10 protein-coding genes and 2 pseudogenes are annotated in these 14238 nt (G+C 61.9%); 4 read left to right on the forward strand and 8 right to left on the reverse strand.

Annotated elements, in window-relative coordinates; all coding sequences use genetic code 11:
- Positions 1 to 112: 112 nt before the first annotated feature.
- Positions 113 to 1078, forward strand: a pseudogene (locus B0G57_RS13895) (pyridoxamine 5'-phosphate oxidase family protein); the annotation flags it as partial.
- 97 nt (positions 1079 to 1175) lie between these two features.
- Here the strand turns inward: B0G57_RS13895 and B0G57_RS13900 are convergent.
- The 5 genes from B0G57_RS13900 to B0G57_RS13920 all read right to left on the reverse strand — a co-directional run bounded on the left by B0G57_RS13900 (position 1176) and on the right by B0G57_RS13920 (position 7893).
- Complete coding sequence (locus B0G57_RS13900) at positions 1176 to 2915, reverse strand: NADPH-dependent assimilatory sulfite reductase hemoprotein subunit (protein ID WP_018443978.1); 1740 nt, start codon at positions 2913 to 2915, stop codon at positions 1176 to 1178.
- A gap of 101 nt (positions 2916 to 3016) precedes the next feature.
- Complete coding sequence (locus B0G57_RS13905) at positions 3017 to 4852, reverse strand: assimilatory sulfite reductase (NADPH) flavoprotein subunit (protein ID WP_018443979.1); 1836 nt, start codon at positions 4850 to 4852, stop codon at positions 3017 to 3019.
- Between the two features lie 282 nt (positions 4853 to 5134).
- Positions 5135 to 6484, reverse strand: a complete 1350-nt coding sequence (locus tag B0G57_RS13910) for a type II toxin-antitoxin system HipA family toxin (RefSeq protein WP_018443980.1) — start codon at positions 6482 to 6484, stop codon at positions 5135 to 5137.
- Positions 6481 to 6747, reverse strand: coding sequence for a helix-turn-helix transcriptional regulator (locus B0G57_RS13915; protein WP_018443981.1), 267 nt, complete (start codon positions 6745 to 6747; stop codon positions 6481 to 6483). The genes B0G57_RS13910 and B0G57_RS13915 overlap by 4 nt, the downstream gene beginning before the upstream one ends.
- A 171-nt stretch (positions 6748 to 6918) precedes the next feature.
- Entirely contained in the window at positions 6919 to 7893 is a 975-nt protein-coding gene (locus B0G57_RS13920; protein ID WP_146013366.1) for a WD40 repeat domain-containing protein, read from the reverse strand.
- A 583-nt stretch (positions 7894 to 8476) separates the two neighbouring features.
- Between B0G57_RS13920 and B0G57_RS13925 the strand changes: the two genes are divergently transcribed.
- From B0G57_RS13925 to B0G57_RS13935, 3 genes and pseudogenes are all read left to right on the forward strand, one after another.
- A complete protein-coding gene (locus B0G57_RS13925) occupies positions 8477 to 9787 on the forward strand; it encodes a UDP-N-acetylglucosamine 1-carboxyvinyltransferase (protein ID WP_018443983.1) in 1311 nt (436 codons plus the stop codon).
- 185 nt (positions 9788 to 9972) lie between these two features.
- A complete protein-coding gene (locus B0G57_RS13930; RefSeq protein WP_018443984.1) occupies positions 9973 to 10683 on the forward strand; it encodes an MgtC/SapB family protein in 711 nt (236 codons plus the stop codon).
- Between the two features lie 43 nt (positions 10684 to 10726).
- A pseudogene (locus B0G57_RS13935) lies at positions 10727 to 10969 on the forward strand (Fic family protein); the annotation flags it as partial.
- A gap of 54 nt (positions 10970 to 11023) precedes the next feature.
- Here the strand turns inward: B0G57_RS13935 and B0G57_RS13940 are convergent.
- From B0G57_RS13940 to B0G57_RS13950, 3 genes are all read right to left on the reverse strand, one after another.
- On the reverse strand, positions 11024 to 12784 hold the full coding sequence (locus B0G57_RS13940) for an HAD family hydrolase (RefSeq protein ID WP_026230281.1): 1761 nt from the start codon (positions 12782 to 12784) through the stop codon (positions 11024 to 11026).
- 38 nt (positions 12785 to 12822) lie between these two features.
- Positions 12823 to 13881, reverse strand: coding sequence for a glycosyltransferase family 4 protein (locus B0G57_RS13945; protein ID WP_035469772.1), 1059 nt, complete (start codon positions 13879 to 13881; stop codon positions 12823 to 12825).
- A gap of 131 nt (positions 13882 to 14012) precedes the next feature.
- Complete coding sequence (locus tag B0G57_RS13950) at positions 14013 to 14168, reverse strand: DUF3309 family protein (protein ID WP_018443988.1); 156 nt, start codon at positions 14166 to 14168, stop codon at positions 14013 to 14015.
- Positions 14169 to 14238: the final 70 nt, after the last annotated feature.

A 14238-nucleotide genomic window follows, 5' to 3' on the forward strand; every position in this document is an offset into this window, starting at 1 on the left:
ACGCGATAGGCTGCACCTGTCGGTCGCCGAGGACGATGATCGATCGCGGTCGATCGACTTCCGGTGCGAACCGTTGCGTGCTCAGCGACCCTTTGGCGGAATGGAGATGACGATGACCGAGGCGCCTACCGTTGCACCCGGCTGGTCGGGTGCTCAACTGCCGTTTCACGAGGGCGAGCTTGCCGCGCAGGAACGGGCAGGAGTCCTAAGCGTTGCGGCGTCGATCGGACGCCGCGGCATTCGCGACTACATGCCGGATCAGCATCGCGAGTTCTACGCGCAGTTGCCGTTCATGGTGATCGGCGGCGTCGATGCGCAGGGGCAACCGTGGTCGACGCTCCGTGTGGGTGAGCCTGGCTTTGTTTGGTCGCCCGACGCATGGACCCTGCGCATCGACGGCGGGGCACTGCCCGGCGATCCGCTCGCGGGCATTTGGCGACGCGGCTCGATGGTTGGCGGACTCGGTATTCAGCTCGAGACGCGGCGGCGCAATCGGATCAACGGCATCGTCACGACAATCGAAGGGGATACGCTCGCTTTGACGGTCAGCCAAAGCTTCGGCAATTGCCCGAAGTACATTCAAAGCCGCACGCCGATGCGTGCGTCGCGGCCCGAAGAAGGCGCGGCGCTCGAGCATTCGCGGGCTCAGCAATTGAGCGATGCCAACCGTGCATTGATCGCTCGCGCCGACACCTTCTTCATTGCTAGCGCCAATCTGGCCGAAAGAGCAGGGCCGGCGCGCGGAATGGATGTATCGCATCGCGGCGGGTTGCCTGGGTTCGTTCGCGTCGATGACGCGGTGACATTGACGACGCCCGACCTGAGCGGCAACCGGCTCTTCAATACGATCGGCAACTTGCTCGTCGAGCCCCGAGCCGGGCTCCTCTTCATCGACTTCGAAAGCGGCGATCTGCTCTATGTCGCCGCAGAGGCGGAAATCGTCTGGAACGGCCCTGAGTTGAGCGAATTCGCGGGCGCCCAGCGGCTGGTTCGATTCCATATCCGCGAAGTGAGGAATAGCCGAGGCGTGTTCCCCTTCCGTTGGTCCGAGGTGCAGTATGCGCCACAGTTCGCGTCCTAAGCTGCGTCCGAAGTCGGCAAAGCGGCCTCGCGTTCAATATCGCGGCAGTGACGCAGATGGCCGGTGCCGTTGCGCTGCCGGAGGCGTCGCTGAATTAACGGTTGAAGTCACGCCCCGAGGTGACGGCTTCCACGTACCCCGCGCGCACGACGAAGTCGCCGAAATGCTCGCCTTCGTGCCGTTCACGCGCGAAGTGACCGAGCGTCTTGTCGAGCGTATCGAGGATTCCGTCTTCTCCGACGTTCTCGAGGTACATGCGGGCGAGCCGTTCCCCGTGAAAGCCGCCGCCGAGGTAAAGGTTGTACTTGCCCGGTGCCCGCCCGGAAAGACCGATTTCGGCGACATACGGCCGCGAGCAGCCGTTCGGGCAGCCGCTCATGCGGACGGTGATCGGGACGTCGGAGAGTCGATGCCGCTCGAGCAGCGCCTCGATACGGGCGATAAGCGACGGCAGATAGCGTTCGCTTTCCGCCATCGCAAGACCGCACGTCGGCAGCGCGACGCAGGCCATCGAATTCACCCTCAGCGCGCTGCCCCAGTCAGATGCGAGCAGGCGATAGTCGCGCGCCAATTGCTCGATGCGCTCCCGGTTTGCATCCGAGACGCGCGCGATCGTGATGTTCTGGTTCGGCGTGAGGCGGAGCGTATCGTCGTGAACTCGGGCGATTTCGCGCAAGCCGTCCAGCAACGGGCGGTCCGGCTGGTTCTCCAAGCGGCCGTTCTCGACGAAAAGCGTCAAATGATGGGCTCCGTCGTCGCCCGTTTGCCAACCGAGCGTATCGCCGTTCGAGGTGAACGTATAGGGACGCGCGGGGGCGAGCGTGAAACCGAGCCGACGTTCGATTTCCGCCGTGACCCAATCGAGGCCGAGATCGTCGATCGTGTATTTGAAACGCGCGTGCGCGCGTTCCAAGCGATCGCCGTAGTCGCGCTGCACACTCATCACTGCATCGCTGGTCTCGAGCACCTTGTCGGGTGTCACGAAGCCGATCACATCGGCGAGCCGCGGATAGGTCGCCGTCGATTGATCGCTACGTCCCATGCCGCCGCCGATCGCGACGTTGAAACCCTTCAATTCGCCGTTCTCGGCAATCGCGATGAATCCGAGATCCTGTGTATAGACGTCGATATCGTTGACGGGTGGAATCGCAAAGCCGATCTTGAACTTGCGCGGCATGTACGTCTTGCCGTAGAACGGCTCCTCGGGCGCTTCGGCGGGCTCACGTTCACGTGCTTCGCCATACCAGATCTCGCGATAGGCGCGCATGCGCGGAATCGCGCGATCGCTCGCGCGGTGCGCGAGGTCGTACACGGTGGAGTGGAGCGCGGATAGATGCGGATTGACCGAGCACATGACGCCGCGCGCATCGTCGCCGCATGCTGAAATGGTGTCGAGCCTCGCTTCACTCAAGCCTTGAATGAGCGGGCGCAGATCGTTCTTGAGCACCCAGTGAAACTGAACCGTTTGCCGCGTCGTCAGGCGCAGCGTCGCATTTCCGTGGGTGCGTGCGAGCTCGTCGAGCTTGAGCCATTGCTGAGTCGTGCAGACGCCTCCGGGCATTCGCACGCGGATCATGAATTGAAACGCCGGCTCTAGTTTCTGCCGCCGACGCTCGTCGCGTACGTCGCGATCGTCCTGCAGATACATGCCGTGAAATTTGAGCAGCTTCGCGTCGTTCGCCGAAACCGCTCCGGTCAGCGGATCCGCCAGTCCTTCCCGAATCGTGCCGCGCAGCTGGTCGCTTCCCGCTTTCAGCCGTTCGTCGGCGCTCAATCGCTCGACGGGCTGTGACAGATCGCGGCTGCGATCTGGCCGAGGATGGGTTTCGCTCATTTGAATCCTCTTTGGATGGTGCTGGGCCGCCCCAAGCATTCATCCGCGCTGGGGGGCGGGGGCCTCTCCTGCGAAGGCAAAGACCCAGAGGCTTCGCGTCGTCAATAGACGTCGCGCTGGTAGCGCCGTTCGCGTTGCAGCTTCTGCAGATAGTCCTGCGTGGCCTCCGGGCCGAAGCCGCCTTCCTTGGCGACGATCTCGGCGAGCGTCCGATGGACGTCAGGTGCGAGCCGCTTAGCATCGCCGCAGACGTAGAGATGGGCGCCTTCCTCGAGCCATGCAAAAACGTCGCGTGCATGCGCCTTCAAACGATGCTGGACGTAGGCTTTCGCCTCGCCGTCGGAGCGACGATCGCGCGAAAACGCCACGTCCATCCGCGTCAGCAGCTTGTCCTTCAGCAGCCTCTGCCACTCGGTCTGATAGAGAAAATCAGTGCGGAAGTGACGATCGCCGAAGAAAAGCCACGACCGCCCATTCGCGCCGCGCGCCTCGCGCTCTTGCATGAAGGCACGAAACGGCGCGACGCCCGTGCCGGCGCCGATCATGATGATCGGGACATCGTCGCCAGGCAGACGAAAGTTAGGATTCCTATGCACGTAGACGGGCAGCTCCGCATCGAGCGCGACCCGGTCCGACAACTGACCCGATGCTACGCCCGCGCGACGCTCGCCGTGCAGCTCATAGCGCACGGTCGCGAGGGTCAAATGGGCCTCTTCGGGCGCGGCGGCCAGGCTCGACGCGATCGAATAGAGCCTCGGCTGCAGCGGCCGGAGCGTCGCCACGAAAGTTGCGGCATCGAGTCCCTCGACGGGGAACTGCCGGATCACATCGATAACGTGATGGCCGCTCAGGTAGGCCGCGCGTTCGGCGATGTGGTCGCTCGCCGCCAGGTTCCGCAGCGTTTTCGCACCGGAAAGTTCCGCCCAACGATCGAGGAATCGCGGCGTCAGCGTAGTGATTTCGAAATGGGAAGCAAGCGCCTCGCCAAGCGCAGCTTGTTTGCCCTTCATGTCGACCGTCTGCGACGCGTCCAGCTTGAGCGTGCACAGCAACCCTTCGACGAGCGCGGGATCGTTGGTCGGTACCAGGCCCAACGCATCGCCGGGCTCGAAGTGAATACCTGAGCCTTCGAGCGAAAGCTCGATGTGTCGTGTTTCCTTGGACGAGCCGCGCCCCGAGAGCACGATGTTCTCGATGACGCGCGCGGGGTGCGGGTTGTGCTTATCGATCGCGGGCGTCGGCGTTGCAGCCACGGAAGACAGCCGCGAGGCCGTGCTCGTCGTGCTATCACCTCCTGCCGCCGTCTTAGCGAGGATGTCGAGGACATCGTCGATCCAGGCATTCGCTGCCTCTTCATAGTCGACGTCGCAATCGACTCTTGGCGCGAGGCGTTGAGCGCCGAGTTCTTCGAAACGGCGATCGAGACGCTTGCCTGCCTCGCAATAGCGCTCGTAGCTCGAATCGCCGATCGCGAGCACGCCGAAACGAACGGTAGGCAGCTTAGGCGCCTTCCGACCCTCGATAAACTCGAAGAAATCGGCCGCTGTTTGCGGCGGATCTCCTTCGCCATATGTGCTTGCTACGATCAGGACGTCCTGCTCGTCCTTCAGTTGACGCGGCTTGTAATCGACCATGTCGTGAAGCGACACGGCCAGACCGCGTTGCGCCGCGCGCTCCGCGAGCGTTTTGGCGAGCGTGCGGCTGTTGCCTGTTTCGCTGCCGTAAAGCACGGTCAGCCGCCGGGTGGACCCGGCACCTGATTTATCTTGAGCCGTGGAGGGCGCCGGCGCGGCTTTGGCTGAGGACGCCTGTTCGAAGCCTGCCAGAAAACCGCTGATCCAGAGCAACTGCTTGGAATCCAGCGATGAGACGAGGGCTTTGACATGCTCCCACTGGGTGTCGGTGAGATCGGGCCCTTTGAATTCGGAAACGGTCATTTCTTCCGTCGATGCAGATTAGAGTGCGTCACGCCGCCCGACCTTTTGGGGCATTCGCCTGGACGTATCGGCGCGATGCGTATTACGCGTCTAGTGATTTTCTCTTGATCCGCGATAATATGCAAGCGCATTATGCGTTTGCATATATTAATGACCTTTAGTTATTTGTCCGCTTCAGCCGGATATTGGGTTGAAGCGAAATCTTTCATAAGCGAACAAGAGCTATCGAGCTTTGTATCGGTCCGCCTGGCGCGGGTTGCTGCGCGCGGCAGCGAGCTGCCCTTATCGATTCTCGCGGGATGGCGCCAGCAATTCCGAGCGACCGATTACCTGCTTCAAACTATCCGCTGGCTCAGGGTCAGAGAACCCTGCGGCTTCGATGGCCGAGCTCAAGCTCCTGAAGCGCGCTGCTTGCTTGGTACTGCGCAGCGAAGCCATGCCTTCATTCCAGGCGTGCAGCATTTGCTTTGCAATCCAACGCCATTGCGTCTCATTCTTCGCGGCTACGATGATTTCCTGCGCCACGGCGACGGCCGAGTCGCACAGTTGCTCGACCATCTCGTGATATTTCCTCGGGGTGATACCGAGGCGGGCGTTGAAAAACCTTTCGAGGGTTTTGCCGCGTGCCCATGTCTTGCGACCATCGATGGAGAGACCTGGCGGATTGGAAGCAAATCGGGGATAGGCCTGCGTTGTGACGATGTCATAGGCCGGCGTAAAGGCGACATCATCGTATGAGGTGTAGAGAAGCGCGATGTTTTTCGAGTGGCAATCCGCGTTGCGGACGACGAAGTTAGTCAACAGCAGCCAGCCCAGATGCTCGAGTTGTTTGCGCTGATCCGCGTTTGTCAGGTAGGCTCGCGTCGCATTCAGGACGCGTTCGGTCGAGGGCAAATACTTCTCGTGGGGGGGAAGGCCGAGCAAGCCGCACGCATCCTCGAGACCGCGGATCGGCAAGCCTGCATGATCGACGTCGAACCGGTCCACTATGAGCACGCGGCCGTCGTCGGACATGCACGTTTTTGCAACGGGTGACACTGCCAATCGCTCCAGCACGCGCATCGAATAGTATTCGTTGAAGCCGAGGTAGGGTGTTTTATCGTCTGAGCCCTTGATGATGTGGCGACTCGTTCGAATCGTCGATTTTCCGAGAGGATGGTCTTTAGCGTTGGATGAAGGCTCCGGCGCGATGAACTTGGGCACCGCGCCGGAGATAGCGGCTCGCGCATACGTACGCACGAGCGACGCAAAGCACTCGGCCGTGTTGTCGCCGTGAAGCAGCTCCTCGATATGCACTGGTTCCAGGTCGCTGCCGGGCTCGGCTCCTTCGGGCGTAACGGTTACTCGGCCAATGCTCATGCCTCCAATGACGGCGAGCAAGGAAAGATCAGTCCCGTCCAGGTACGGGCCGAACTCTTCGCGAATGACATTGAGCAGGTAGCCTTCCGGCAAGTTCTGCCGGAAAAACGGATGGAGGTCACGTGGCCATACCCAAGGTGCTTCGCGCACCGGCATCGTCAGACTGACAAAGTCTTCGGTTGCGGCGCCGGCGCTGTACCTCAGGACATATTCATCGCGCTCACGGTAGAGTTGTGCGACTTTCTTGCCTTTCACCTGTACGTCGAGTTTCACGAGCTGCCCTCACCCTGTCGTTGCTCAGCGAGAATGTCCTCTAGGGTTCGGCGATGCCCATGCTTGACGATGCGCAGGTCGTAACCTGCCGCCTCGAGCAGCCGCACGAGTGCGGAGACGCTCATGTCGCCACGGGCGAGCGTCTCCATCCGGGCAACCGTTGTGCGGGCTACGCCGGCGCGTTGCGCAGCCTCTTCCTGCGACAGGTTGGCTTCGCGTCGCGCATCGCGGAGCATAGTAGCGACATCGGCCAGTGTCGTCATTTGTAGCCCCAAGGCACCGAGGATGGCAAAACCAGTGATCACTGTAGCCCCCCGAGCACAGTTTTGCAAGTCACCATTGTAGCCCCGCAGCTACAATGCGGAAGAATCGGTGGATTTCGTGGCTCTGGGGCTACGCCCGACGGTCAAGAATAAACTCGAGAGAAGGCCCCTCTAGGAGCCGATCGCAAAAACCGCTCGCTCACCGAGGGAATCAAAAAATCCGACCGTGCCCTCGTCGAAGGTCACGATCCGTTGCGCTTTCGGATTCGTCGCCACCCACTCCCGCTTGAGCACGCCGCCGCTGCGGCTCCAAACAGACAGCTTTCCGGGGCGATAAGCCGCCGCCAGGCGCTCCCCTTCCGCGTCGAACGCGAAGTCGGAATAACTGTGGTGACTGTGATGCGTGGGTCTTCCGTCCGCCAGGTCCAGCGGATCCGGTTGGTAAGCATCGGCGACATCGATCCCCTTCGCCAGATCCACGAGTACGAGTCCCGCGTGATATCCCAAGATCGCAACCAGTTCGCCCCTCGGATCGCCTCTCAATGCAGCCGGCGCGAAAGTTTTATAGCTGGTTGCGGCGGGTAGTTCGACTCGATGTTCCTCGCGACCGCTGTCTAGATCGAAGACGGTCAGGTCGGCAAGCTGTTCTTCGCAGCGATGGCCACGCGAGATCGCGACGCGCCTATTAGGAAGTAAGGCGCAGGCATGGGCAGGCCCTCCGTGGAGCACGCCCAATTGACCGAGATGCTTCTCGAAGATTCGCGTTCCGTCGTGCTTTCTAACAATGATGATGCCGTCTTCGAAATACGCGATGTGCTCGCGATCGACAGCGGGCAGTGCGCTTGTTGAGATGCCGACCTCACGAGCAGCCCCTTCTCTCATGTTTATCGAGATCAATCGCCGCAGGATACCTGTGTCGCTGACTTGTCCGCCGGTAAGGGCGTAGATCAGTTCTCCATCCGGCGTGATTTGGTGTCCCGCGCTCAGTTCCGATAGGGAATACGAGCTGATCACCTCGCCGGTAGTCCTTTGGATCTCAAGCGTTGTTTCCGGAAATTTTCGTGAAAGAACTTCTTGGCAAATAAAAGGACCGTGCTGGGTCCCACTATGATTACCTTTTTTCTTTTGATTCGATTTGGCGTTCATCGTGTGTCCGTGACCCTTTGCAGTCGCTATGGATAGTGTTGAGAGACTGCCTCCGATAAGAAGCATATCTCGATTGGATCTTTTGCCGGAAGGGGTTCGAATTACCGCGATGAAAGAAATATAGCACCGTCCGGCGGTCGCCGGAGCGAGCGCCAGATCGCGAGCCGTTCGCGCCGCCACGATATCAAACGCGCTGGCCGAAGCTTCGGCGGCGTCCTCGGCTCTAGCCCGGTGAGTGCTCTGAGCGGCTCAGAGCTTTCGCGGTGCGCTCCGTCAGCAACGGCAAGCGGTGGGTTATCCCCAGATTTTGTTGGCAAACCTGTGAATAACTCCCGCATAGTTAGCGCAAGTACCTGACGGAAAACGCGCAAGCTTTCGTGCGATGTCGCCCGAGCAAAAACGGGGCGCGGTGGCGAGGTCGTCTTGCCGATGCGATCGGCATCTGGTACGGGTGCGCGTCGGATGACGCCGCATCGATACTCGGGAAGGCCCGCATATTGATTTCAAAACATCGCGGCGCCGTCGATGGCATGATATGCGCCTTGACATTCCTGGCTTTTTCACCCCCGCCCTGTCCCCGAATATGTCCGACCTCATCGTTCACGGCGGCGTGCCGCTTCGCGGCGAGATTGTGCCGTCCGCCAACAAGAACGCCGTTCTTCCAATTCTCTGTGCCACGCTTTTGACCGACGCGCCGTTGCGCCTCGTCGGCGTGCCCGAGATCACCGATGTCAAGAAAATCCTCGATATCTTTCGCACGCTGGGAAGCGAGGTGTCGATGGATTTTTCGACGGGTGTGCTCGAGCTCCATCATCATGCGACGTCGTTCGATCCCGCGATTCATCGCTTGCCCGAGGAGATGCGCTCGTCGATCATGCTCGTCCCTCCGCTGCTTGCGCGCTTCGGCGTGGCCCGGCTCGAGAACGACGTGAAGGGCTGCACGCTCGGTGTGCGCGAGATCGATCCGCACGTCGAAGTGTTCGAGCGATTCGGCGCTCGTATCGAGCGCACGACCGATTCGTTGATCGTGCGAAGCGTGAAGCGCTTGACCGCCAACGATCACTGGCTCGATTACGCATCGGTGACGACGACCGAAAACTTCGTCTTGTGCGCGGCGTCCGCGTCGGGCGTATCGACGCTCGTCAATGCGGCCTCGGAGCCGCACGTGCAGGAGTTCTGCCGCTTCATCGAGATGCTCGGCGTGCCCATCGAAGGAATCGGCACCTCGCGACTGCGGATCGAGGGTGGGCATAAGCTCGGCGAGCTTGGCGGCGGCGAATTCCGTTTCAGCGAGGATTTCCACGAGATCGCGACGTTCCTGGCCTTGGGCGCGATCACGGGCGGCGATATCGCCGTCAAGAATGGCGCGCCCGAGCAGTTCCCGCTCATCGATCGGACATTCGCGAAGTTCGGCATCGACATCGTTCACCAAGACGGATGGTCGCGAGCGGTGCGAGAAGGTCCGATGCGCGTGCGCCAGCCTTTCACGCCGAATATTTTGACCAAGATCGAAGCTGCGCCGTGGCCCTACTTGCCCGTCGATCTGTTACCGATCTTCATCGCGCTCGGCGTGCGCGCCGAAGGCAGCGCGATGTTCTGGAACAAGGTCTATGACGGCGCGATGGGCTGGTCCGTCGAGCTATCGAAATTCGGAGCACATGTGTTCCTGTCGGACCCTCATCGGCTGATCACGTTCGGCGGCATTCGCCTGAGCCCTGCAAGGGTCGAGAGTCCTTACATCATTCGCGTCGCCATCGCGCTTTTCATGGTAGCGGCGAGCATCGAAGGGCAATCGGTCATCAAGAACGCCTTGCCGATCCGTCGAGCGCATCCGCGGTTCGTCGAGAACTTGCGCTCGGTGGGCGCGAAGGTCGAGTGGACGAGCACCGACTGAATGCCAGGCGGCTGCTGTTGCCGCAAGCGCGGCGTGTGTTTGCGGCGGCGATATCGCTGCGTTGACCTTGATCGCGTTCTCGGGGGCGACTGCGAGCGATCGGCGGTTTATCCATTCGACCCTGAGCAGGCGTGCGGCTTGCTCGTATCTCGTTAAGTCCGTTCGATGATGAGGGTTTTGACTCGATGGATGCGATGCCGCTTACGCTCGATTGGCCTGCGGCCTTGGCGCGGCTTGCTGGCGCGCTCGTCGCGGGCGCCATCTTCGGCCTGAACCGCAGCGAGTCGGGTAAAGCTGCCGGGTTGCGCACGACACTGCTTGTCTGCCTGGCCGCTTGCATTTCGATGCTCCAAGTCAATGCGTTGCTCGAGCAAGCGGGCAAGCGGCCGGACTCGTTCGCCACGCTCGACCTGATGCGCTTGCCGCTCGGCATTCTGACCGGGATGGGCTTCATCGGCGGGGGTGCCGTGCTGCGCAAAGACGGGCTCGTGACTGGCGTCACGACCGCGGCGACGCTCTGGTTCGTGACAGTCGTCGGCCTGTGTATCGGCGGTGGGCAGTATCGGCTGGCCGTCAGCGCAACGGTGGTCGGGGTCGCGGTGCTGTGGGGATTGCGGTACGTCGAAGACCGGCTGGAGCGGCGCAAGACCGCCTGGCTGACCGTTGGATATGCGGGAGAGAGCAACTTTCAGCAGCGTCTTGCCGACGAATTTGAGCGCATCGGATGCCGAATCAGTCCACGCCACGCGGAATGGAAACGCGGTGAGGCAATCTGCGAGACGCGCTTTCTGATCCAGTGGCGCGAGCAAACGGATATCTACGCGAAGGCCCCCGCATTTACGGAAGCAGCGCAGCGCGCCGGCGCGAATACAGTCCAGTGGGAGATCGTCGATTAGGGGCGACGTTGACTCTTCGCAGGAGCACCTGGGTGGGCTGCGCGGGAACGGACGTACCGCCCGGCTGCTTCTCAATTTCGAGTTGATGAAATCCGGCTATCCGCCCGCGGTCATTCGGAAGGAAGATCGGCTCGCCTATTACGATTCCTTGGATGAGGCGTGTGTCCGCGGCAATTTCGACGGCATCACCGAACTCGTCGCAAGCGCGGTGCAGCGTTCACTCGAGATATACCTCAGCGTTCTCGGCCTCGGCAATGCATCGCGTCCTGGAGGCGCGTCGGTCTAGAGCCGTCGCCACGCCTCCTCGCGGGCGCTGGCTGTGTGAAGCGCACCGTCGCGACTAACCCGCCCGCAAGGGCGGCAGCGAAGGATTCTCCGGCTGCGTATAGCGGCGCTCGATCGCGGCGCGGATGCGCCCACGCGTTTCGTCGACCGAAAGTCCGCGCTCTGACTCGATGGCTTGCGCTTCGCGTGCGAGTTCATCGTCGCCGATGACGTCACCGAACCAGCGCGAATAATCGCCGCGTTGCAGGTGATAGCGCCATGTATCGGAATCGACGCCGTCGGCGATTTCCAGAAAAAGCACAAGATTGTGCGCGCGCAGATTGAGCCTGCCCTCCGGACCGCGGAAGTAAAAGCTGCGCTCGGGGATCAAGAGTCCCTCGGCATATTTGCGATGATGGCGTCGGCGTTGCGTCGTTCCAGGCTCCACGCTGACCAAGTACGGTTCGCTGGCCGGCATTTGCGTTTCCCAGACCAGCAGTTGTCCGCGCTCGAGCGAATCGGATTCGAGCGGCAGCCGAGGGACGGGTTTGCCGAGCGTGCTCGCGAACGCGGCCACGGTTGCGCTGGGTTTGTTGCCGGTGACGAGCGCCATGTTGACTTGCCGCAAGAAAGGCTCCGCGATCTGGTCGGGGTGCACGGTGACGGCGAGCGCGGTTTCGAGCGCGATGGGCAGCGATTGTGCCGCCATGCCCCAATCCGCCGGGAAAAGTTGATGGGCTTCTTCGAAAACGAGCCAATGCGGACGGCCCGTTCGTACCCGCAATTCCTGCAGGCGCGAGAGCAGCGCGGCGCAGTAGCGTGGACGCTCAATGAGCGGCACGCGCAGCAGGTTGACGGCGACGTGTTGACCGGGCCTCGCCAGCAAATGCAGGGCGCTATCCATCGGGGGCGGAGTATGCGCATCGCCGAGCGAAACCAGACTGCCTTCATTGTCGTAGTCGCCCTCGGGATCGAAGATGCAGGCTTGATAGCCGGCCATGGTGAGCCGCTCGAGCAGCGCGGCGGTGACGGTCGATTTCCCGCCGCCGGACGGCCCTGCCAGCAGCGCGATCGTGCCGTAGGCATCGAGGCTGACGGATGCCGCCTCGCGGCCATCGGACCGTTGACCGAGCAATACCCGCGAGCGATCGATGCGCGATGCACGCGAGGCGAGGTCGTCCTCGAGCAGCGCGGCGACGAGCTCTTCCACGCCGCGGCCGGCCGCGCCCGTCGTGACCATATCGGCGTGTGCTTTGAGCATCGGCAGCGCATTGGCAACGGCGGCGGAAAAGCCGCACGCATCGAGCAACGGATGGTCGTTCTCGGCATCGCCGACGCCGACGACGTTCAGCGGTGAGAGGCCGAGCTCGTCGAGCGCGGCTGCGAGACCGCTCGCCTTCGTGACGCCCGGCGCGAGCACCATGACGGCATCGCCGTTGAAGACGACGTGAAGATCCAGGCCCAGCTCGCGGATGGCATCCAAGGCGATGCGATCGTACGGTTTCATCGTGGCGACGAGCGTTTCGCTGACGCTGAACTCGTGCAGGCCGCGTTCGTGCAGCGCCCGAACGAATGCGTCCGGCGGAGGCGGTGCGAGCAGGCGTTTCTCGCCGCTATCGGGCCGATAAAGCACGCCGCCGTTTTCCGCCACCACGCGCGAGAATAGATCGAGGCGCGGGCAGATCGTACGCAGATCGCCGAGTTCGCGGCCGCTCACAAGCACGAGTTGACGGCCGGATTGCCGCAGCCGCTCGAGCACTGGCCAAGTCGATTCGGCCACCCGGCCATTCGATGCCAGCGTGTTGTCGTAGTCGGTTGCAAGCGCAACGAAGCGCATTTCGGACTCCTTATCGATCGTCGGTGGTCGTATCGCTTTCATGCGGGAGACGACATCGCGGCGCGATTGCCCGTTTCCCGTAAGAGCTCACCGTAGAGCGCCAGATAATCGTCCGTCATCCGAGACACGGTAAAGCGCCGCTCGAATGCGGCACGGCAGTCGGCGCGGCTCAGCTCGCCCAGACGTCCGATCGCGCGTACCGCGCCCTCGACGTCGTCGACGACGAATCCGGTCACACCGTCCTCGATGATTTCGGGCACCGAGCCGCGCCGAAATGCAATGACGGGCGTGCCGCAGGCTAGCGCCTCGATCAGCACGAGCCCGAAAGGCTCGGGCCAGTCGACCGGAAACAGCAGGGCGCGCGCATGCGCGAGAAACTCGCCTTTTTCATGATCGCCGAGCTCGCCTCGATACTCGACGAGCGGATCATGAAAGAGCGGCTCGATGCTGCCGTCGTAATACCAGCGATCGCCGTTGTCGATCTTGGCCGCGATTTTGATCGGTATGCCCGCGCGTTCGGCGATTTCGATGGCGAGATCGGGCCGCTTGGTCGGCGCGATTCTGCCGAGAAATGCAAGGTAGTCGCCGCCTTCCGCGGAAAAGGGCATTTGGCAGTCGGGCAGGCCGTGATAGACCGTGCCGATCCAATTGACCCAGGGCAGCGGCGCGCGCTGCGAGTGCGAGATCGAGACGAGCGGAAGGTCGGAGAATTCGCGGTAGAGCTCAGCGAGGCCCGGTATGTCGAGCCGCCAATGCAGCGTCGTGAGATGCGGGCAAGCCAATCGGCGCGCGAATGGAAACCCCTGATAGTCCGTATGAAAATGGACGAGATCGAAGTCGCTCGACATTCGCACCACGCGTTCGAGCATCGCAAAGTGGTAGGCTTGCGGGTCGGCCGTATCTTCGATGAGACGCAGCGCGCTTGGGCACGCCTCGACAAGACGCGCGCGCGTTGTCGAGCCGCCGCTCGCGAACAGCGTGACGTCGTGGCCGCGTTCGGCGAGCGCCTCGGTCAACCAGGAAACGACGCGTTCTATTCCCCCATAAGCGCGTGGAGGGACGCTTTCATAGAGCGTTGCCACTTGCGCGATTCGCATTTCGCTTTCCGTGTTGGTCCAGAGAGTCCCTTGCCTGAACGGCAGGGTATCGAGCGAAACGATGTGCAACGTCCGTGCCGGCGACGAGATGGGCTCCCCGCGGCACGGACGAAAGCGCTAGTGATGTCAGGCTAGATTCGCCCCAAAAGGACTAGCACGATAACAATGATGACGATGAGGCCAAGCCCGCCGGTCGGCCCGTAGCCCCACCCGCGGCTGTAAGGCCAGGCTGGGAAGGCGCCGATCAGCAGAAGGATCAGCACGATGATAAGAATGGTTCCTAACATATCGCCCTCTCACGAATGAGGAAATGGGCGCGGCGGTGGCCGCGGCGTACCCCGTCGATGCAATTCGTGT

The sequence above is a fragment of the Trinickia symbiotica genome, assembly GCF_002934455.1.
Taxonomy (GTDB): domain Bacteria; phylum Pseudomonadota; class Gammaproteobacteria; order Burkholderiales; family Burkholderiaceae; genus Trinickia; species Trinickia symbiotica.